Annotated in this window: 13 protein-coding genes; 6 read left to right on the forward strand and 7 right to left on the reverse strand. The window is 66.8% G+C overall.

Going from position 1 to position 19,782, the window contains the following annotated elements; all coding sequences use genetic code 11:
* Positions 1-1,815: an N-acetylglutaminylglutamine synthetase gene (gene ngg, locus GPJ75_RS19925; RefSeq protein WP_163270565.1), complete on the reverse strand. Its 1,815-nt coding sequence runs from the start codon at positions 1,813-1,815 to the stop codon at positions 1-3.
* 207 nt (positions 1,816-2,022) lie between these two features.
* Complete coding sequence (locus GPJ75_RS19930; protein WP_163270567.1) at positions 2,023-3,798, reverse strand: N-acetylglutaminylglutamine amidotransferase; 1,776 nt, start codon at positions 3,796-3,798, stop codon at positions 2,023-2,025.
* A gap of 91 nt (positions 3,799-3,889) precedes the next feature.
* Here GPJ75_RS19930 and GPJ75_RS19935 point away from each other — a divergent pair, with 91 nt between their 5' ends.
* Entirely contained in the window at positions 3,890-4,414 is a 525-nt protein-coding gene (locus GPJ75_RS19935) for a MarR family winged helix-turn-helix transcriptional regulator (RefSeq protein ID WP_163270569.1), read from the forward strand.
* A gap of 97 nt (positions 4,415-4,511) precedes the next feature.
* Positions 4,512-5,003: a hypothetical protein gene (locus GPJ75_RS19940; RefSeq protein ID WP_163270571.1), complete on the forward strand. Its 492-nt coding sequence runs from the start codon at positions 4,512-4,514 to the stop codon at positions 5,001-5,003.
* Here the strand turns inward: GPJ75_RS19940 and GPJ75_RS19945 are convergent.
* Positions 5,000-6,595 (reverse strand): cisplatin damage response ATP-dependent DNA ligase, encoded by a 1,596-nt coding sequence (locus tag GPJ75_RS19945; protein WP_163270573.1) that lies wholly within the window; start codon positions 6,593-6,595, stop codon positions 5,000-5,002. The two genes, GPJ75_RS19940 and GPJ75_RS19945, sit on opposite strands and share 4 nt — an antisense overlap.
* On the reverse strand, positions 6,595-7,605 hold the full coding sequence (locus GPJ75_RS19950) for a ligase-associated DNA damage response exonuclease (protein ID WP_163270892.1): 1,011 nt from the start codon (positions 7,603-7,605) through the stop codon (positions 6,595-6,597). Before GPJ75_RS19950 ends, GPJ75_RS19945 begins: the two co-directional genes overlap by 1 nt.
* Before the next feature lie 140 nt (positions 7,606-7,745).
* Between GPJ75_RS19950 and GPJ75_RS19955 the strand changes: the two genes are divergently transcribed.
* Together GPJ75_RS19955 and pdeM are read left to right on the forward strand one after the other, a co-directional pair.
* Complete coding sequence (locus GPJ75_RS19955) at positions 7,746-10,265, forward strand: ligase-associated DNA damage response DEXH box helicase (protein WP_163270575.1); 2,520 nt, start codon at positions 7,746-7,748, stop codon at positions 10,263-10,265.
* The gene (gene pdeM, locus GPJ75_RS19960; protein WP_163270578.1) at positions 10,262-10,975 is read left to right on the forward strand and encodes a ligase-associated DNA damage response endonuclease PdeM; all 714 of its coding nucleotides are present in this window, start codon (positions 10,262-10,264) and stop codon (positions 10,973-10,975) included. Before GPJ75_RS19955 ends, pdeM begins: the two co-directional genes overlap by 4 nt.
* A 63-nt stretch (positions 10,976-11,038) precedes the next feature.
* Here the strand turns inward: pdeM and GPJ75_RS19965 are convergent, their stop codons facing one another.
* The 3 genes from GPJ75_RS19965 to GPJ75_RS19975 form a co-directional block, all read right to left on the reverse strand.
* Positions 11,039-11,821 (reverse strand): TIGR02186 family protein, encoded by a 783-nt coding sequence (locus GPJ75_RS19965; RefSeq protein ID WP_163270580.1) that lies wholly within the window; start codon positions 11,819-11,821, stop codon positions 11,039-11,041.
* A gap of 3 nt (positions 11,822-11,824) precedes the next feature.
* Positions 11,825-12,745, reverse strand: a complete 921-nt coding sequence (locus GPJ75_RS19970) for a sulfite exporter TauE/SafE family protein (RefSeq protein ID WP_163270582.1) — start codon at positions 12,743-12,745, stop codon at positions 11,825-11,827.
* 175 nt (positions 12,746-12,920) lie between these two features.
* Complete coding sequence (locus GPJ75_RS19975; RefSeq protein ID WP_163270583.1) at positions 12,921-16,394, reverse strand: peptidoglycan-binding protein; 3,474 nt, start codon at positions 16,392-16,394, stop codon at positions 12,921-12,923.
* A 343-nt stretch (positions 16,395-16,737) separates the two neighbouring features.
* On the opposite strand from GPJ75_RS19975, the gene GPJ75_RS19980 reads away from it, so the two are divergent.
* Positions 16,738-18,534, forward strand: coding sequence for an acyl-CoA dehydrogenase (locus GPJ75_RS19980; RefSeq protein WP_163270584.1), 1,797 nt, complete (start codon positions 16,738-16,740; stop codon positions 18,532-18,534).
* 68 nt (positions 18,535-18,602) lie between these two features.
* The gene (locus tag GPJ75_RS19985; RefSeq protein WP_163270585.1) at positions 18,603-19,775 is read left to right on the forward strand and encodes an acyl-CoA dehydrogenase family protein; all 1,173 of its coding nucleotides are present in this window, start codon (positions 18,603-18,605) and stop codon (positions 19,773-19,775) included.
* Positions 19,776-19,782: the final 7 nt, after the last annotated feature.

Here is a 19,782-nt window from a genome sequence, read left to right on the forward strand (position 1 = left end):
TCACTCCTTGGAGCCGAGCGCCTGCTTCGCTGACTTGAGGCCCGTACGCGGAAACAGAAGATCGACGAAGCGTTCGGCGGTGGGTTGCGGTTCGTGATTGGCCAAGCCAGGCCGCTCATTCGCTTCGATAAAAACATATTCGGGCAGGTTTGGCGACCGCACCATGAAGTCGATCCCCACGACCGGGATCTCGATGGCGCGCGCGGCCGTGCAGGCCGCGTTCACCAACACGGGATGAACCTGTTCCGTTACATCGTGGATGGAGCCGCCGGTGTGCAGGTTGGCCGTCTTGCGCACCACCACCTCCTCGCCCTCCGGCGGCACGGAATCGAGCGCGTAGCCGGCACCGGCGAGGCAGCGCCGCGTTTCGCCATCGACCGGAATCGTGCTCTCGCCGCCAGTGGCGGCGGCACGGCGGCGCGACTGGTGGGCGATCAGCTTCTCGATCGTGCTGCGCCCGTCCCCCACCACGCAGGGCGGACGGCGCACGGCGGCGGCGACCAGCCGGTAGTCGATGACGACAAGACGCAGGTCCTCGCCGTCGAAGCAGGCTTCCACGAGCACGCTGTCGCTGACCTCGCCCGCCGCCGCGATGGCCTCCTCCACCTCCTCCAGGGTCTCCAGCCCGACGGCCACGCCGCGGCCCTGCTCGCCGCGTGCCGGCTTGACCACCAAGCGCCCGTGCTTCTTCAGGAAATCCGCGATGGCTTTGCTGCCGCTTGCAGCGTCGAGCTGGGCCGGCACGATCAGGCCCGCCCTTTCCACCGTGCGCCGCGTGACCGCCTTGTCGTCGCAGATCGACATGGCGACGGCGGAGGTGAGCTCGGAAAGGCTTTCGCGGCAGTGGATGGAACGGCCGCCGAAGGACAGGCGGAAGAAGCCGCCGTCGGGATCGGTGATGTCGACGGCCACACCGCGGCGCTGCGCCTCGTCGACGATGATGCGGGCATAGGGGTTGAGCTGGTCGTAGGCGGCCGGGGGATGGGTGAACAGCTTCTCGTTGATCGGGTTCTTGCGCTTGACGGCGAAGATGGGGACGCGGTGGAAGCCGAGCTTCTCGTAGAGCGCGATGGCCTGCTCGTTGTCGTGCATGACCGACAGGTCCATGAAGCTGGCGCCGCGTGCCTGGAAGTGCTCGGCCAGGCGGCGCACCAGCATTTCGCCGACGCCGGGATGGCGGCTTTGCGGGTCGACCGCCAGACACCACAGGGACGAGCCGTTCTCCGGGTCATGGAAGACGCGGCGATGGTCGACGCCCGTCACCGTGCCGACGATATCGCCGGTCAACTCGTCCTCGGCGACGAGATAGGTGACGGCGCGACTGTCGCGCTTGCTCCAGAAGAAGTCCGGCCTGACCGTCACCATGCCGCGGCTCTGGTAGATGGCGTTGACGGCATCTGCGTCGGCCTCGGAGGACAGCCTGCGGATGAAGAAGCCGCGCGGCTGGCGCTGGCTCGGCCGGTAGGTGGCGAGATTCAGCCGGTAGGTGTGGGACGGGTCGAGGAAGAGCTCCTGCGGCGCGAGCGCCAGGAGCACGTGCGGATCGCGGATATAAAAGGCGATGTCGCGGCGGGCCGGGCCTTCTTCGTGCAGGGCTTCGACGATCTCGGCGTTGGTGGGATAAGTCTGGGCGAAGAGCAGCCTGCCCCAGCCAAGTTCGAGCGCCACCGATTTCGCTCGGCTGTCCTCCTCGCCTTCGCCATGGCCGGTCGCCGGCTTCATGGTTTCGCTGCGCAGCCGCTTCAGGCGATGGCCGAGCGCCTTGTCGGTGCGCCCCCGGTGGGCGCGCCCAGCCTGCTCGTCATGCTTTGCCATCTGTCAGTGCCCACTATCATGGATAGATGCATCATGAGACGGTCGGGGGTGGTGCACCCCCCCCCCGACCGCCCATAGGGTCGTCTTTTCGCCCGCACCTGCGGCGTCGCCGCGCTTGCCCGATGTCGCGCATCGCGCTGCGCGCGGCTCCTAGCATTTGCGGGCGAAAAGACGATCTCATGACGCATCTATCCATGATAGTGGGCACTAGATCCCGTGGGTCTGCAGCCACAATTCCAGCAATCCCACCTGCCACAGCGCGGAGCCGCGCAGGGGCGTGATGTGGTCGGCGGGCGCGGCGTAGAGCGTATCCAGATACTCCTGCCGGAACAGCCCGCGCTCTCGTGCTGCTTGAGAGCTTAACGCATCGCGCACCATATCCAGATAGGGCCCGGCGACATATTTGAGCTGCGGCACGGGGAAATAGCCCTTCGTGCGGTCGATCACCTCGCTGGGGACCACCTGGCGGGCGACGTCCTTCAGGACGCCCTTGCCGCCGCCTTTCAGCTTTTCCTCGGGCGGAATGCGGGCGGCGAGTTCCACGAGTTCGTGATCGAGGAAGGGCACCCGCGCCTCCAGCCCCCAGGCCATGGTCATATTGTCGACGCGCTTGACCGGGTCGTCGACCAGCATGACCGAGGAATCGAGCCTGAGCGCCGCGTCCACCGGCGTATCGGCGCCCGGCCGCGTAAGGTGCCTTGCGACGAGCGCGCGGCTGACATCCTCCTCCGTCATCCATTCGGGCGCGAGCTGCTCCTTCAGCCGCGCGTGCGAGCGGTCGAAGAAGACCTTGGCGTAATCGCTGACGACATCGTTGGAGCTCATCAGCGGCGGGTACCAGTGATAGCCGCCGAACACCTCGTCCGCACCCTGGCCGGACTGCACGACCTTGATGTGCTTCGAGACCTCCTTCGACAGGAGGTAGAAGCCGACATTGTCGTAGGAGACCATGGGCTCCGACATCGCCTGGAAGGTGCCGGGCAGCGCGTCCATGAGGTCGCTCGAGGGGACGAAGATCTTGTGGTGGTTGGTGCCGAAGCGCGCGGCGATCATGTCGGAATAGACGAACTCGTCGCCCTTCTCGCCATGGGCCTCCTCGAAGCCGACGGAGAAGGTCATCAGGCCGGTCTGACCCGCCTCGGCCAGGAGGCCGACGATGAGGCTGGAATCGACGCCGCCGGACAGAAGAACGCCCACCGGCACGTCGGCCACCATGCGCCGCTTGACGGCGAGGCGAAGCGCCTCCAGCACGCGGTCGCGCCATTCTTCCCCGCTGAGCGCGGTCAGGGCGGGGTCGCGCTCGTAGGGCGGGTCCCAGTAGACGCGGTCGCGCTTGGCCCCGTCGGCCTCGATGACGCGGATGGTGGCGGGCGGCAGTTTCCTGACGCCGTTGAGGATCGTGCGCGGGGGCGGCACGATGGCATGAAAGGTCATGTAATGGTGGAGGGCTATACGGTCGACGGAGGTATCGACATCGCCGCCGGCCACCAGTGCCGGGAGGGACGAGGCGAAGCGCAAGGTGCTCGGCGTCTCGGAGAGATAGAGTGGTTTGATGCCGAAACGGTCGCGCGCCATGACGATGCGGCCGGTGTCGCGCTCGTGCAGGACGAAGGCGAACATGCCGTGGAAGCGCTCGACGCATTCCTCGCCCCAGGCGTGCCAGGCCTTGAGGATGACCTCGGTGTCGCCGGTGGAGAAGAAGCGGTAGCCCTTCTCCTCGAGCTCGGCGCGCAGTTCCGGATAATTATAGATGCAGCCGTTGAAGCAGATGGTGAGACCCAGCTCGGGATCCTCCATGGGCTGCCGGGCTTTCTCCGAAAGATCGATGATCTTCAGCCGGCAGTGGCCGAACGACATAGTGTCGTGCAGCATCACGCCGGTGCCGTCCGGCCCGCGCGGGGCAAGGCTTTCCATCATCTTCGAAAGGGCGACGGGTGACGGCCGGCCGCCGTCGAATCTCAGCTCTCCGCAAATTCCGCACATGAGAAGCGGGTGTTCCCTCGTTACTTGTTGCGCCGGGCAGCATGTTAGTTATAGTTCTGATGATTTGATGTCAAATGAATGGCGTCGCCTCATGAACCCACTTTCGCAGAACGCGCAGGCTGCCGGCCGGTTCCCGTCCGAGGAGCTGCGCGTCGTCGAGAAATCCATCCGCCGCATCCTGCGGGCAAGCGACCTGCAGTCGAGGGCGCTCATCAAGGCGATCGGCCTGACGGCGCCGCAGCTTGTGATCCTGAAAGCCATCGCCGCGCTGGGCGAGGTGACGACGACGGTGCTTTCCGCGCACGCCGATCTGAGCCCGGCGACGGTCATCACCATCCTCGACAAGCTGGAGGAGCGGGCGATCATCGAGCGCTACCGCTCGTCGCTCGACCGGCGCATCGTGCATACGCGGCTGACGGAAAAGGGCATGGCTCTCGTCGCCAATGCGCCGGAGCCGCTCGGTGGCACTTTCGCCACGCGCTTCGCCGTACTGGAAGCGGAGAGGCGGCGCGAGATCGTCGATGCCTTGCAGGCGGTGGCCGACATGATGAGCGCCGGGGACGGGAAGGGCGGGCGGGGCGCGGCCAGGGCCGCCGATGCCGATTTGTGGGGATGAGGGGGTGCGGAGGAGCCATCCAGGAGCGAAGGCGGTTGCAGGATTGCCGTTTGGACGGTTTACGGTTGCATGCGGGGCTTAGCAGGAGAAGTCTCAGATGCATCGTTGCCGTTCTTCCTCGGTCGCCGTCCTGGCGTTCCTCGCCTTTGCCGCGACTTCATGTGCCGCCGAGCTTCCGCCTGGTGTCGAGGCGGCCATCAACGGTTATGCTGAGGAGTGCACGGCGCTGGGCGGCACCATGGAGGAAGACGCCGACCGGCCGCGCATCCTGACCGCGGATCTGGATGGCGACGGCCGTGAGGACTATGTGCTCGATCCATCGCAGATGGCGTGCGAGGGGGCGGCCACGGCCTTCTGCGGCAACGGCGGCTGCAACATCGACGTGGCGCTTTCCAGCAAGGATTATCAGAACCCGACGCTGATCCTCGGGGGCGTGCCGGTATTCGAGCAGGACGGCACGGTGCTGAAGGTGCAGGTGCACAGCACGAACTGCGATACGACACCCGACAAGGGCACCTGCAGCGCCAGCTACGTCTACCGCTCCGGGGAGCTTCAGGCGACCTATGAACTTGAGAAGCCCGCGCGTTAACCCGCCGGCAGCATGGCTTCCAGCGTCTCGATGCGGTCGGCTTCGTGGGCGGGTTTGTCCCAGCGGAGCCGGGAGATGCGGGGGAAGCGCATGGCGATGCCGGATTTGTGGCGTGTCGAGCGGTTGAGGCCCTCGAAGGCGATTTCGAGGACCAGGCCGTGGCCTAAGTCGGCGCGTACGGCGCGCACCGGGCCGAAGCGCTCCACCGTGTTGTCGCGCACGTATTTGTCGATCTGGCGGAGTTCCTCGTCGGTGAAGCCGAAATAGGCCTTGCCGACGGGGACGAGCACCGGGTCCTCCGCCGGGCCGGACCAGACGCCGAAGGTGTAGTCGGAATAGAAGCTCGAGCGCTTGCCGTGGCCGCGCTGGGCGTACATCAGCACGGCGTCGACGGTGAAGGGATCGCGCTTCCATTTGAACCACGGGCCCTTGGGACGGCCGGGGAGATAGGGCGAATCCCTGCGCTTCAGCATGACGCCTTCGATGACGGGGTGCGGCGGGTGGCAGCGCTTGTCGTCGAGCTCCTGCCAGCTTGTGAAGGCGATTTCCGGCGACAGGTCGAAGCGGTCGTCGGGGAGTTCGGCCAGGAAGGCGGCGAGTTGCGGGCGGCGCTCGGCATAGGGCAGCGCGCGGACGTCGCGCTCGCCCAGAAGCAGGAGGTCGTAGCAGCGCATGAAGACCGGATAGTCCGCCAGCATGGCGCGCGAGACCGTCTTGCGGTTGAGCCGCTGCTGCAGGTCGGAGAAGGTGCCGGTCGTTGAGCGTGGGTCGCCGACGAGCAGTTCCCCGTCGAGCGCGGCGTCGAAATCCATGGCTTCGACAAGGTCCGGGAAGGCGCCCGAGATGTCGTCGCCGGTGCGCGAATAGAGGCGGCGGATGCCGCCCTCGGCCACCGCCTGCACGCGGATGCCGTCCCACTTCCACTCGGCGGCGTAGGCTTCCGGGTCGAGGGCGGAGAAGTCGGCCTCCGCCGCCGGGTGCGCCAGCATGACGGGGCGGAAGGGCGCTTGTGCGGCATTCTCGGGCTTCGGGCCCTTACCCTCGAGCCAGGCGAACAGGTCGGAGTATGGAGCCGTCAGGCCATGCCACAGCTCCTCGATCTCCTGGATTTCCACGCCGCCGAACTCGGCCAGCGCCTGCTTGGTGAGCCGTGCCGAGACACCGACGCGCAGGCCCCCGGTGGCGAGCTTGATGGCGGCGAAGCGGCCGGAAGGGGAGAGCTGGTCGAGGAGCTTCGCCATCACCGCCGGTGCGTCCGAGCGGCTGGCGTGGGAGAGGCGCTCGACGACGTGCGAAAGGGCGGGCGCTTCCGTTCCGCCGTCCGCGGGCCAGATGAGGGAGACGGTCTCGGCAAGGTCGCCCACATAGTCGTAGGAATAGGCGAAGAGCACCGGGTCCACGCGCTCGGTCGTCAGCGTGCGCAGCATGGCGGGCTTGACCGCCGGGAAGTCGAGGCCGCCGGTGAGGGCGGCAAGGCCATAGCCGCGGTCGGGGTCCGGCACGGTGGCGAAATAATCGGTGAGAAGCCGCAGCTTGCCGTTGCGCGCGGGCGTCAGCACCAGCCGGTCGAGCAGTTCGGCGAAGCGTTCCACTATTCCGCCTCGTCCTCGTAGCCGGCGATGTGCAGGGGCTTTGCGGCGATGCCGTTCAGTTCGCACCAGCGCACCAGCGCCTCCTCGCGGCCGTGGGTCACCCACACCTCGGCCGCACCCATCTCGCGGATGGTGTCGGTCAATTCACCCCAGTCCGCGTGGTCGGAGATGATGAGCGGCAGTTCGACGCCGCGCTGGCGCGCCCGCTGACGGATGCGCATCCAGCCAGAGGCGAAGCAGGAAAGCGGGTCGGCGAAGCGGCGCGACCAGCGGTCGTCGGTCGCCGCGGGCGGGGCGACGACGATGGCGCCCGCCGGCGGGGCGGCGCCGTCCTCCTCGACGGTCGCCGGCTGGAGGGGGCCGAGGGATACGCCGACGCCCTCGTAATAGGCGCAGAGTTTGACCAGCGCGCCGTGGATGAAGACGGTCTCGCTGTAGCCGGCCTTGCGCAGGAGGGCGATGACGCGCTGCGCCTTGCCGAGCGCGTAGGCACCGACGATGTGGGTGCGCTCGGGAAAGCGGCGCACAGAGGTGAGGAGATGGCCGATCTCCTCTTCCGCGTTCGAGTGGATGAAGACCGGCAAGGCGAAGGTCGCCTCGGTGATGAAGACGTCGCAGGGGACCGGCTCGAAGGCGGCGCAGGTGGGGTCAGTGCTGCGCTTGTAGTCGCCGGAGGCGACGATGCGCGTGCCGCCGGCCTCTACGGCGATCTGTGCGGAGCCGAGGACGTGGCCGGCCGGGTGGAAGGTGACGCGCACGCCGTCGATGCTAACCGTCTCGCCGAGTGCGGCTTCCTGCGTGGCGCCGGCAAAATCTTCGCCGTAGCGCAGGGCCATGATGTCGAGTGTCTCGCGGGTGGCCAGCACCGAGCCGTGGCCGGCGCGCGCGTGGTCGGCATGGCCATGGGTGACGAGGGCGCGGGCGACGGGGCGCACCGGGTCGATGAAGAAATCGCCCGGGGGACAGTAGAGGCCCTCGGGGCGGGAGCGGAGGAGGTCGCGCGGTTGCATCATGGGGTGGAGATTAGGCGATTTGGCGGGGAGTGGAAGGTGCTGGGGGAAGTCTCCTGACGGGCTCCATTCCTTCGTGCCCGCTCCGGCTGCACATCCCGATCTTGGCGGCGCGTCTGTTCTGCATTAGTTCTATCGACTTGGACCAGGAAACCGACCTTACCGCCGGCGCCCGTGCCGCCACCCTGCCCGTGCCGTTCCGGGAGTGGTTTGCCGCGCGTGGGTGGACGCCGCGGCGGCATCAGCTCGATCTTCTGGCGCGCACGCGCGAGGGGCGCTCGGTGCTCTTGATCGCGCCGACGGGGGCGGGGAAGACACTGGCGGGGTTCCTGCCTTCGCTCGTCGATCTTGCGGAGCGGGCGCGGCCGAAGCCCGGGGCGCCGCGCCAGGGTGTCCACACACTCTATATCTCCCCGCTCAAGGCGCTGGCCGTCGACATCCAGCGCAACCTGACGCAGCCGGTGAGCGAGATGGGGCTCGACATCCGGATGGAGACGCGTACCGGCGATACGCCGGCGCACAAGCGGCAGCGCCAGAAGCATGTGCCGCCGGACGTTCTCCTGACGACGCCGGAGCAGCTCGCGCTGCTGATCGCTTCAGGCGATGCGGAGCGCTTTTTTGCCGGCTTGAAATATGTGGTGCTGGACGAATTGCATTCGCTGGTCACCTCGAAGCGCGGGCATCTGCTTTCGCTGGGGCTGGCGCGGCTGCGCAAGCTGGCGCCGGGGACGGTGGGCATAGGGCTCTCGGCGACTGTGGCCGAGCCGGAGGCGCTGCGCCGCTGGCTGGTGGGCCAGACCCCGCCGGGGGCGATGGCCGACATCGTTACCGTTGCGGGCGGGGCCAAGCCCGAGATCACGATACTGGAGACGGATGAGCACGTGCCGTGGGCCGGCCATTCGGCGCGTTATGCCATTCCCGCCGTCTACGAGGCGATCAGGCGGCACAAGACGACGCTGCTCTTCGTCAACACGCGCAGCCAGGCGGAGTTTCTGTTCCGCGCGCTGTGGCACATCAATGCCGACAACCTGCCGATCGCGCTGCATCACGGCTCGCTCGACGTTGCGCAGCGGCGGCGGGTGGAGAAGGCGATGGAGACGAACAGCCTGCGGGCGATCGTCGCCACCTCCACTCTCGACCTCGGCATCGACTGGGGCGATGTGGACCTGGTGGTGCATGTGGGCGCGCCCAAGGGAGCGAGCCGGCTTGCCCAGCGCATCGGCCGCTCCAACCACCGCATGGACGAGCCGAGCCGGGCGATCCTCGTGCCGGCGAACCGCTTCGAGGTGATGGAGTGCCGGGCCGCAATCGAGGCCAATTATCTGGGTGCGCAGGACACGCCGCCACTGAGCGAAGGCGCGCTCGACGTCCTGGCGCAGCATGTGCTGGGAAGAGCCTGCGCCGGGCCGTTCGAGGAAGCGGAATTCTTTGACGAGGTGCGGAGCGCTGCGCCGTATTCCGGCCTGGACGCGGCCACCTTCTCGCGCGTCGTCGAATTCGTCGCCACCGGCGGCTATGCGCTCAAGACCTATGAGCGCTATGCCCGCATCCGCCGCATGAAGGACGGGCGCTGGCGCATCTCCCATCCGCGCATTGCGCAGCAGTACCGGCTCAATGTCGGCACCATCGTCGAGGCGCCGATGCTGAACGTGCGGCTGACGCGGCAGCGCGGTGGCGCCATGCGCGGCGGCATGGTGCTCGGCAAGGTGGAGGAGTATTTCCTCGAGACGCTGGCGCCGGGGGACACGTTCCTGTTCTCCGGGCGCACCTTGCGCTTCGAGGGCATTCGCGAGAACGAGTGTTTCGTGACTTCCGCCGCCGGGCAGGACGCCATGGTGCCGTCTTATGCCGGGGGCAAGTTTCCGCTCTCCACCTATCTTGCCGGCGAGGTGCGGGCCATGCTGGGCGATCCCGCGCGCTGGAAGGCGCTGCCCGAACAGGTGGCCGACTGGCTGCGCATCCAGAAGGAGAAATCGGTGCTGCCGCGCAGGCAGGACCTGCTTGTCGAGACCTTTCCGCGTGCCAGCCGCCACTACATGGTGGCCTATCCCTTCGAGGGCAGGCTGGCGCACCAGACGCTGGGCATGCTTTTGACACGGCGGCTGGAGCGCGCCGGGGCGCGGCCGCTCGGCTTCGTGGCGACGGACTATTCCCTTGCCGTCTGGGGGCTGGAAGACATGGGCGGCATGATCCGCAAGGGCGCGCTGTCGCTGGCTCAGCTCTTCGACGAGGACATGCTGGGCGACGACCTGGAGGCCTGGCTGGCGGATAGCTGGCTTTTGAAGCGCACCTTCCGCAATTGCGCGGTCATCTCCGGCCTGGTGGAGAAGCGCCATCCGGGAAAGGAGAAGACGGGGCGCCAGGTGACAGTTTCCGCCGACCTTATTTATGACGTCTTGCGCGCCCATGAGCCCGACCACATCCTGCTTCAGGCAACATGGCGGGATGCGGCCACGGGTTTGCTCGACATAGCGCGCCTCGGCGAGATGCTGTCGCGCACCCGTGGCCGAATCGTGCATAAGGACCTGGAACGGATTTCGCCGCTGGCCGTGCCCGTGATGCTGGAGATCGGCAAGGAGCCGGTGCCGGGCGGCGCCAGCGAATCGCTGCTTGGGGAAGCGGCGGACAGCCTGATCGAGGAGGCCATGGGCGACGCATGAACGTGATGGAGGGGACCGGAGGGGTGCTGCCGGCGGTCGAGATCGCAATCGCCGGCGAGGGTGCTGTCTGCGATCCCTTGGGAGCGCTTTACCTGCCCGCCGACCGCCTGCTCGTCGTCTCCGACCTGCATCTGGAGAAGGGGTCGTCCTACGCCCGGCGCGGCAGCATGCTGCCGCCCTACGATACGGCGGCGACGCTGAAGCGGCTGGCCGCCGTGATCGACCGGCATCGGCCGGCGGCCGTCGTCAGCCTCGGCGACAGTTTCCACGATGCGGATGGCGCCGGCCGCATGCCCGAGGTCTTCCGCGAGCGGCTGCTTCTCCTGATGGCGGGGCGCGAGTGGTACTGGATCTCCGGCAATCACGACCCCCTGCCCCCGGAAGGCCTGCCCGGCCATTGGGTGGAGGAGCTTGGCGTCGGCGGCCTTATCTTCCGGCATGAGCCGTCGCCGGGCGAGGCCGAGGGCGAGATCGCCGGCCATTTGCACCCCGGCGCCCGCATCGTGCGGCGCGGCCGCTCCGTGCGGCGGGCCTGCTTCGCTTCCGACGGCGCGCGCCTCGTCATGCCCGCCTTCGGCAGCCTGACGGGCAGCTTGAACGTGCTCGACCGTGCCTTTGCCGGGCTGTTCCGCCGCGAGGCGCTGACGGCCTATATGCTGGGGACCGAGCGGGTCTACCCGATTGCCGGCGCCATGCTGCGGCCTACTTAGGGTTTGCCTGGTCGCAATTCCGGACGGAAAACCGGTTCCCACTTTTCCTGGAATTGCTCCAAGCTATTCCTTACGGAACACCATCCGCCCGAGCCAGCCGGTGACAATCGCCACGAAAACAGCGGCGAGGCCGTAGAGAAAGCTTTCCTCGTGCGCGTATTCGAATATGCGCTGCTCCAGCCCGGCTTTGCGGATCGTCAGCGCGGCCGACGTCTCCTCGACGAAGACACCGTTGCGGAACAGGAAGGCGCGCGCCCGGTGGGTGCCGACGGGCACGTTGGGCGCCAGGCGCAGCGTGGCGCGGAACAGCGTGCGCGATAGGAACTGCACCCCGCCCGCATACTCCACGTAGAGCCCCCTCGCCTCCTTGCGGGCGCGGAGCGCGTCGGTGAATTCCGCAAGGGTGCTCGCGTTCTCTTCCGGGTCGAGCGGCCGCAGATGAACGTTCTCCGTGCGCAGGGCCAATCGCCGGTAGTTGGCGTCGGTGGTGATGTCCTGCGGCTGCCGGGTCATGGCGACCGAATAGGAGGCCGGCACGTCGCGGAAGACCACCGACTGGGTGTTGATCCACATGCCAAGCACCCGCGTCTTCTTGCGCACCACAACCGTGCGCGGCGGCCCTTCCAGCACCACGACGACATCGTAGCGGCCCTGCCGGCTGATGAGCGGATCGACGTTGTCCAGCGCACCGAAGATGGTGAGATTGGCGCCAGCGAAATCTGCGGTGATGGAGACGCGGTCGGTCGAGAGGCCGATCTGGATCCCTTCGTCGACCGTCTCCTGGGCATGCGCCTTGCCGGCGAGGGCAGTGACGAGGAGAAGAAGGAGAGCGCGCGGGAGGAGCATCGGTCAGACCGCCCCCGTCGCCAGCGAATAAACGCTTGCCGGGCGCACGAACAGATCGAAGGCCAGCCGCAGCGCGACGGCCAGCACCAGAACCGCCAACAGGGCGCGCAACTGCTCGCCGCGCAGCTTCTGGCCGACCCGCGCGCCATACTGGGCACCGGCCACCCCGCCCACCATGAGCAGGAAGGCGAGGACGACATCCACCGTCTGGTTGGCCGTCGAGTGCACCACCGTGGTGAAGGCGGCGACGAAGATGATCTGGAACAGGGACGTGCCGATGACGACGTTCGTCGGTACCTTGAGCAGGTAGATGAGCGCGGGCACCATGATGAAGCCGCCGCCCACGCCCATGATCGAGGCGAGGAAGCCGATGATGGCGCCAAGGCCCAACACCGGAATGACGCTGACAAAGATCTTAGAGGCGCGGAAGCGCATCTTGAGCGGCAGGCGGTGGATCCAGTTGTGCTGGCCGGGGCGGCGGAGCGTGGCAGCCTGGCCACCCCTGGCGCGGCGGATGGCGCGCACGCTTTCGACCAGCATCAGGCCGCCGACGGCACCGAGAAAGGCCACGTAAAGCAGCGAGACGATGAGGTCGAGCTGCCCAAGGCTGCGCAGGTAGGCGAAGACATAGATGCCGATGGACGACCCGACGACACCGCCGGTGAGAAGCACTCCGCCGAGCTTCATGTCGAGGGTGCCGCGCTTGAAATGGGCGAGCGCGCCGGAAAAGGAGGAGGCAATCACCTGGTTGGCGCCGGTCGCCACGGCGATGGCCGGCGGGATGTTGTAGAAGATCAGGAGCGGCGTGACGAGGAAGCCGCCGCCGACGCCGAACATGCCGGAAAGGAAGCCGACAGCGGCCCCCATGGCGAGCAGGACCACCATGTTGACGGACATTTCCGCGATCGGGAGATAGATGCCCACCCGCGACACCTGGGATTGTTATGTACAAAATGCGCAACGGGCCTGTTGCGCACGCTCAATGGTTGCCCTCGTTCTTGCGCCCACAATGCGGCGAAGTCAAACACGCGGGAGCGGAAAACTTTGAAAACTTGCGGGAAAATGGCCCGGTGGCGGATTCATGCCATGGCCGCACCGTTCACCGCGCCTCTTCGTTGCGCGCCAGCAGCGCACGCACCAGCGCATCGTCGACGGCGCCCGTCACGGCCAGGCCGTTCTCCTTCTGGAAGGCCCTGATGGCGGCGCGCGTCTTGTCGCCCATGACGCCGTCCGCGGGGCCGGCATCGAAGCCGTTCTTGTTGAGGATGACCTGGATGTTGCCGATGGCCTTCCTCATGTCGACGCTGCCGGTCGCCGTCCCGTCCGTGCGCCACTCGCGGGGGATGTCGACGGTGTTGGTCTCAGGGTCGGCTTGCCGCGCCTTCCAGAGCTTTGCCTTGCCCTGGGCCTTGACGAGGTCGGCCGGTGCCATCGCCTTGGCGATCTCGTCGCGCTTGGCTGCAGCATCCTCGTCACCCGTCCTGGCGACGATGTCGAACCACTTGTAGGCCTCGCTCAGATCGCGCGTTACGCCGATGCCCTTGGTGGCCAGGATGCCGAGGTTGAACTGGCTGTCGACGACGCCGAGATCGGCGGCTTCCTGGAACCAGCGCGCGGCCGACCGGTTGTCCGTCGCGCCGTCGGCGCCCATGGCGAAGAGGACACCCAGATTATGCATGGCGCTGGCGTTGCCCTGTTCGGCGGCACGCTGGTACCACGTCTTCGCCTTGGCGACGTCGCGCTCGACGCCGGTGCCTTTCTCATAGAGGTTGCCGATGCGGTATTGCGCCGGGGCGAGGCCCAGTTCGGCGGCCTCCTCATACCAACGGGCGGCCTCCGCCATGTCGGCCTCCACGTCTACTCCATCCGCATAGCGGTTGCCGATTTCAAAGAGCGCGGCGGCATTGCCTTCCGCCGCTGCCTGGCGCAGCGACGCGGGCTCGATCGCCTCAGGCACTTTCGGCAGGTCGCGCGCGGCCGGCTCGGCGGCTGCCTCGTTTGAGGCGGTTTCCCGCAGCGGCGCGGCCATCGGCAGGCTCGGCGGGAGAACGGGATCGAGGCTTGCCGTCCGCGTTTCGCTCTCAGCGACCGGTGTTAGATCGTGGGGAGAGGCAACGGCAGCCGTTGCCATCTCCTCATCCTCGCCCGCCTCTTCGCGCGCGTCGACCACACGCACTGGTGCGGCTGGCCGCTCTTCCGCTTCAGGCTTGGCCGGCTCCGGCTTCACCGCAGCCTGTCGAGGCGCCTCGGCCGGCTCGACCACTTGCGCCAGGCGCACCGGTTCGCCGTCCTGCCAGAGCGTCGTCCTGGCGTATTGCAAGCCGCCGGCGAGCACGATGGCCGTGCCGACCACGAGAAGCAGCTGCTTCTTGCGACGGCCGAGAACGTTGCCGATACCGAGCTTGCCGCCCTTGCCGGAAGTTTCGGTGCGGCTGTCTCTCAGGATTTCCGCCTCAGCGGCCGCGGCCTGGGCGGCGCGACGTGCGGCGGCGATGAAATCCGCCTTCGCCGCATCCGCAGAGGCGGCATCGCGTGTGCCGTGCTGGTCGCGCACGCGGCGCATGATGGAGTTGAGGTCGGGCGCTCCGGAACCGGGTTCCAGCGGCTCGTTGATCCGCTCCTCGTCGAGGGACGGCTCGAACGCGCCCTCCTCGGGCTCGTCGGCAAGGGTGGGCTCCTCGCGGATGTTCTCCTCGGCACGATCGCGTCTGCCGGTGATGGCACGCGAAAGCCCGCCCAGCATCGAGCGCTTCTGCTGTCCCCGTGGAGCGCTCGTCTCCTCGTCGAACAGTGCGGCCTCGGCGGCGGCCGCGGCGGCTTCGGCCGGTGTGCGCCCCGGCTCGGGATGGCGCGGCGCGGCCGCATCCTCATAGCCTTCCACGGGGTCGATGGACGGCGCGCGGGCGACGGCAACCTTGTTCGCCTCGATCGAGCCCAGGCGCTCGACGATCTTGAGCAGCGTGTCGTGGATCGCTTCGAAGGTCTTGGTGTTGCGCTCGTCGGACTTGCGCGTCAGCGCTTCCAGCGTCTTCAGGTCCTCCGTCAAACGGTCGTCCGGCGGCGCGGCGCGAGCGATACCCAATGTCTGGACCGCGTGCTCGGCTGCCTGGCGCGCGGCATCGATCATGGCGGCACGGCTTTCGCCGATCGACTGCTCGATCTTCTCCAGCCGCGGCGCCAGGTCCTCGAATTCGGGGACCTCGCGGCCGGGGCGCTCCAGGTGGGCAGAGAGGCTTGCCACCTGCGCTTCCAGATTGCGGATCACCTCTAGGTCGACACCAACGCCCGCGGAGGCGGAATTCTGCAGCCGGCCGGAGATATCCTCCAGCCGCGTCTCCAGCGCGCGCAGGGCAGCGCCGTCGCCGGTCTCCTCGCGCGCCTCCTCGATGCGGGCGGCGAGATCCGCGAAGCGGCTGTCCATGGCCGCCATGAGGCCGGCGTCGTCAGAACGGTAAACCGTGTCGAGCTTCTCCGAAATCCGGCTGATGGTGCCGGCCAGCCGCTCTACCGTCTGCTCCGGCACGTCGATGCGCCGGGCGACCTCGTCGATGCGATCGGAGAGCGCGTTGAGCCGCTGGGCGACGATGCCGTCCGGGCGGTCTTCGGCCAGCTCGTTGATCTGGTTCGCCAGGGAGGAGATGCGGGCCTCGATGCGCTCCAGCAGCCTTTCGTCGAAACTCGACGAGTGGGCAAGCGCGGCCGACGCCGTGATGGCGCGCGAGATCTCGTCGAGGCGTTCCTCGATCATGGCATAAAGGTCGTGCTGGCCGCTGGCGGGCTGTCCCGCGAACTGGTCGAGGGAGCCTGCCAAGGTGCGCAGACACTCCTCCAGCGTGCGCAACGAGAGCGAGGCGGGCAGGCCCTCGACCGCCGCGCCGATTTCCTCCAGCCGCGCGCCGAGCCTTTCGACGGCCGGGTCGGAGCCTGACGAGAGCCGGCTTTCGATGGTGTCCCAACGCTTGCCGAGGGAGCGTACGGTCTCCTCCCGCGCCAGGTTGTCGAGCGAAGCCTTTACCTCTTCCAGTTCCAGCCGCAGCATCTTCGTGCTCTTGTCGTCGCTGCGCTCGGCCAGAAGGGCGGTTGCCCTCGAAAGCCGCTCGAACTCCGCGTTCAGCTCGGCGGTCATGGGCGATTGCGGCGCGGCGGCCATGATACTTGCCAGTTCCTCGCGAAGGGCGTTGAACTCGCGCCGCATGCCGGTGCCGACCGTGGCACGCATGTCTTCACGTAGCGCCTTCAACTCCTCCGCGATGCCTCCGATGGAGGCGAGCTGATCTTCCTGGCGGCGGGAACTTTCGATCTGGCGCGCGATGCGCTGCAATTCGTCACGGCCTTCGCTTGCGCCATGGGTGCGAGGGTCTACAGGAAGAGGCTCGGCGGCAACTTCCGAAAGGCGCTGCATGCGCTGCGTGATGTCGCTTTCACTTTCGGGCGCGCGCTGGTGGGTCTCCGGTTTCTGCCCCAGGCGCCTTTCCAGTTGGTCGAGGGTGCGGCTGATGTCCTCAAGGGTGGTATCGGACCTGCGCTGCCGCCCCGCATTCAGGTTGTCCAGATAGGACCGCTTGGTGTTCATCGAAACGCCCGCCTCTTCGCGGCTGATCGGCTCGCCGCACGTGGAACACGATATTGCGGGGATTTCAGTGGACCGCCGTGCCCGGTGGCGATGGCGGGTTCCGCAGAGAGCATCCCCCTCGGTCGGAACCCAAGATCTGCGCGAAGCACAGCATGATGGCGTTCCGATGCCAGAACATTCACCAATCGTGGTAAACAAGCGGTTAATCTTTGTTACCGAAATACCAATCGCGTGGGTTGACGTTGTTTGACGTTTACGCGCACGTCAAACTTTGATATGAGGCGCTTCGGTGCCGGCTGGCGGATGCCGCCGCCGGTGTTGAGATGCGTGCTGGAGGAACCTCATGCCAACCTACCGGGCTCCCGTGCAGGACACGGTCTTCGTCATTCGCGACGTTCTTGGCTACCAACGCCACGACAACCTGCCAGGCTTTGCCGATGCCTCGCCCGACGTGCTGGAGGCGATCCTCAGCGAGGGTGCGAAGCTCGCCGAGAACGTCATGCAGCCATTGAACCGGGTTGGCGACATGGAAGGCTGCGTCCGCCATGAGGACGGAACGGTGACGACACCGGAAGGCTTTGCCGAGGCGTACCGCCAATATTGCGGGGGCGGCTGGATGGGGCTTTCGGTCCCGGCCGAATATGGCGGGCAGGGACTGCCCTATCTGGTGCATTCGGCCGTCGGCGAATATCTCGTCTCCGCCAACATGGCGCTGATGATGTATCCCGGCCTCACCCAGGGAGCGATTGCCGCCATCCTCGCCCACGGTACGGATGAGCAGAAGCAAAAGTGGCTGCCGAAGATGGTCGAGGGCGTGTGGACCGGCACCATGAACCTGACCGAGCCGCATTGCGGCACGGATCTCGGGCTTCTGCGCACCAAGGCCGTGCCCAACGGCGACGGCAGCTACAAGATCTCCGGGCAGAAGATCTTTATCTCCGCCGGCGAGCACGACATGGCGGAGAACATCGTCCACCTGGTGCTTGCCCGCATCGAGGGCGCGCCGGAGGGCGTGAAGGGCATCTCGCTCTTCATCGTGCCCAAGCGGAAGGTGGATGGTGCCGGCAATAATGGCGAGGAGAACGGCGTATCCTGCGGCTCCATCGAGGAGAAGATGGGTATTCACGGCAACGCCACCTGCGTCATGAACTACGACGAGGCGGAAGGCTATCTGCTGGGGGCGGAGAACGGCGGGCTCAAAGCCATGTTCACGATGATGAACGAGGCGCGGCTGGGCGTCGGCCTGCAGGGCCATGCCGTCGGCGAGGCAGCCTATCAGAACGCAGCAAGCTATGCTCGTGAGCGCCTGCAGGGCCGCTCCCTCTCCGGCGCCAAGGCGACGGACAAGAAGGCCGACCCGATCATCGTTCACCCCGACATCCGGCGCAGCCTGATGACCATGCGCGCCTTCAACGAAGCGGGCCGCGCGCTCATTTTGTGGACGGCGCTCCAATCGGACATCGCTCACAGGAGCGAAGACGAGAAGGAGCGCCAGGAGGCGGAAGACCACCTGGCGCTGATGACGCCGGTTATCAAGGGCGTGCTGACCGACAAGGGTTTCGAGCACGCGGTGGCCGCGCAGCAGGTCTTCGGCGGCCATGGCTATATCGAAGAGCACGGCATGAGCCAGTTCGTGCGCGACGCCCGAATCGCCATGATCTACGAGGGCGCCAACGGCATCCAGGCGCTCGACCTTGTCGGCCGCAAGCTGGCGCAGAATGGCGGCCGCGCCGTGCAGACCTTCTTCAAGACGGTCGGCGAGTTCTGCGAGGAGAACCGCACCGACGAGAAGATGGCACCCTATACGAAGGCGCTGAAGAAGGGGCTGAACGACCTGCAGGCCGCCACCATGTGGCTGATGCAGAACGCGATGCAGAAGCCGGAGAACGCGGGCGCGGCCTCCTACGACTACATGCACCTTCTCGGCCTCGTGGCGCTCGGCTACATGTGGGGGCGGATGGTGAAGGTGGCTCAGGACGGCCTTGCCGCGGGCGCCGACGGCAGTGCCGACTTCCTGGAGCAGAAGCTGGTGGTCGGGCGCTATTTCATGGAGCGGGTCATGCCGGAGACGGCCGCCCACCTCGCCCGCGTCTCGTCGGGCGCCGACACGATGATGGCGCTGCCGGCGGAGGCGTTTTGAGTTGGCTTTGCGGCGGCTTTCCTGTTCTCTTGGGTCCCATGCCGAAATAGCCGCGTAGGAGGAGCGACATGGCGACCGACCCCGCATCCGTGCTTGGAACCGCAAGGCCCGCCTGGGCGGGCGAGGACGTCGCCATGCTCTATGACATGGCGCGGCGGTTTCTCGCCGAGGAGATCGAGCCGCGCTACGAGGAATTCGAGAAAGCCGAGAGCTTCGACCGCGAGAGCTGGCGGAAGGCCGGCGAACACGGCCTCCTCTGCGCTTCCGTGCCGGAGGAATATGGCGGCGCGGGCGGCACCTATGCCCACGAGAGCGCCATCATAGAGGCGATCAGCCATGTCGGCGTAGACGGCTTCGGCATCGCGCTCCACAACTCCATCGTCGCCCCCTACATCCTCCATTACGGCTCCGAGGAGCAAAAGAGGCGGTGGCTGCCGAGGATGGCGGCGGGCGAACTGATCGGCGCCATCGCCATGACAGAGCCGGGCGCGGGCTCCGACCTGCAGGGTGTGAAGACGCGCGCGGAGAAGGACGGCAACCACTACCGCCTCAACGGCTCCAAGACCTTCATCACCAACGGCCAGCTCGCCGATCTCATCGTCGTAGTGACCAAGACCGACCCGGAGAAAGGCGCCAAGGGCACCTCGCTCATCGTGGTCGAGACGGACGAGGTGGAAGGCTTCGAGCGCGGGCGCAATCTCGACAAGATCGGGCTCAAGTCCAACGACACGTCGGAATTGTTCTTCAACGACGTGCGGGTGCCGACGGCGAACCTTTTGGGCTCCGAGGAGGGGCAGGGTTTCGTGCAACTCATGCAGCAGCTTCCGCAAGAGCGGCTGCAGATCGGCGCGACCGCCGTTGCCATGGCCGAGCGCGCCCTGGCGCTTACCATCGACTATGTGAAGGAGCGCAAGGCGTTCGGGCAGAAGATCATCGATTTCCAGAATACCCAGTTCAAGCTGGCCGAACTGAAGACGGAGGCAACGATCGGCCGCGTCTTCTACAACGACTGCGTGGCGAGGCACATCGACGGCGGGCTCGACCCCGTCACCGCCTCCATGGCGAAGTACTGGCTCTCGGACCTGCAGGGCAAGGTGGTGGACGAGTGCCTGCAGCTCTTCGGCGGCTATGGCTACATGAACGAATATCCGATCGCCCGCATGTACCGCGATGCCCGCGTGCAGCGCATCTATGGCGGGACTAACGAGATCATGAAGCTGCTGATCGCACGCAGCCTTTGAGGTTACC

Origin of the sequence: Chelativorans alearensis (assembly GCF_010993735.1) — a bacterium.
Taxonomy (GTDB): domain Bacteria; phylum Pseudomonadota; class Alphaproteobacteria; order Rhizobiales; family Rhizobiaceae; genus Chelativorans; species Chelativorans alearense.

Excerpts from the sequence above, each read along its gene's own strand:
- ngg (WP_163270565.1), bottom strand. The coding sequence starts at position 1,815 with ATGGCAAAGCATGACGAGCAGGCTGGGCGCGCCCACCGGGGGCGCACC.
- GPJ75_RS19930 (WP_163270567.1), bottom strand. The coding sequence starts at position 3,798 with ATGTGCGGAATTTGCGGAGAGCTGAGATTCGACGGCGGCCGGCCGTCA.
- GPJ75_RS19935 (WP_163270569.1), top strand. The coding sequence starts at position 3,890 with ATGAACCCACTTTCGCAGAACGCGCAGGCTGCCGGCCGGTTCCCGTCC.
- GPJ75_RS19940 (WP_163270571.1), top strand. The coding sequence starts at position 4,512 with ATGCATCGTTGCCGTTCTTCCTCGGTCGCCGTCCTGGCGTTCCTCGCC.
- GPJ75_RS19950 (WP_163270892.1), bottom strand. The coding sequence starts at position 7,605 with ATGCAACCGCGCGACCTCCTCCGCTCCCGCCCCGAGGGCCTCTACTGT.
- pdeM (WP_163270578.1), top strand. The coding sequence starts at position 10,262 with ATGAACGTGATGGAGGGGACCGGAGGGGTGCTGCCGGCGGTCGAGATC.
- GPJ75_RS19965 (WP_163270580.1), bottom strand. The coding sequence starts at position 11,821 with ATGCTCCTCCCGCGCGCTCTCCTTCTTCTCCTCGTCACTGCCCTCGCC.
- GPJ75_RS19975 (WP_163270583.1), bottom strand. The coding sequence starts at position 16,394 with ATGAACACCAAGCGGTCCTATCTGGACAACCTGAATGCGGGGCGGCAG.
- GPJ75_RS19980 (WP_163270584.1), top strand. The coding sequence starts at position 16,738 with ATGCCAACCTACCGGGCTCCCGTGCAGGACACGGTCTTCGTCATTCGC.
- GPJ75_RS19985 (WP_163270585.1), top strand. The coding sequence starts at position 18,603 with ATGGCGACCGACCCCGCATCCGTGCTTGGAACCGCAAGGCCCGCCTGG.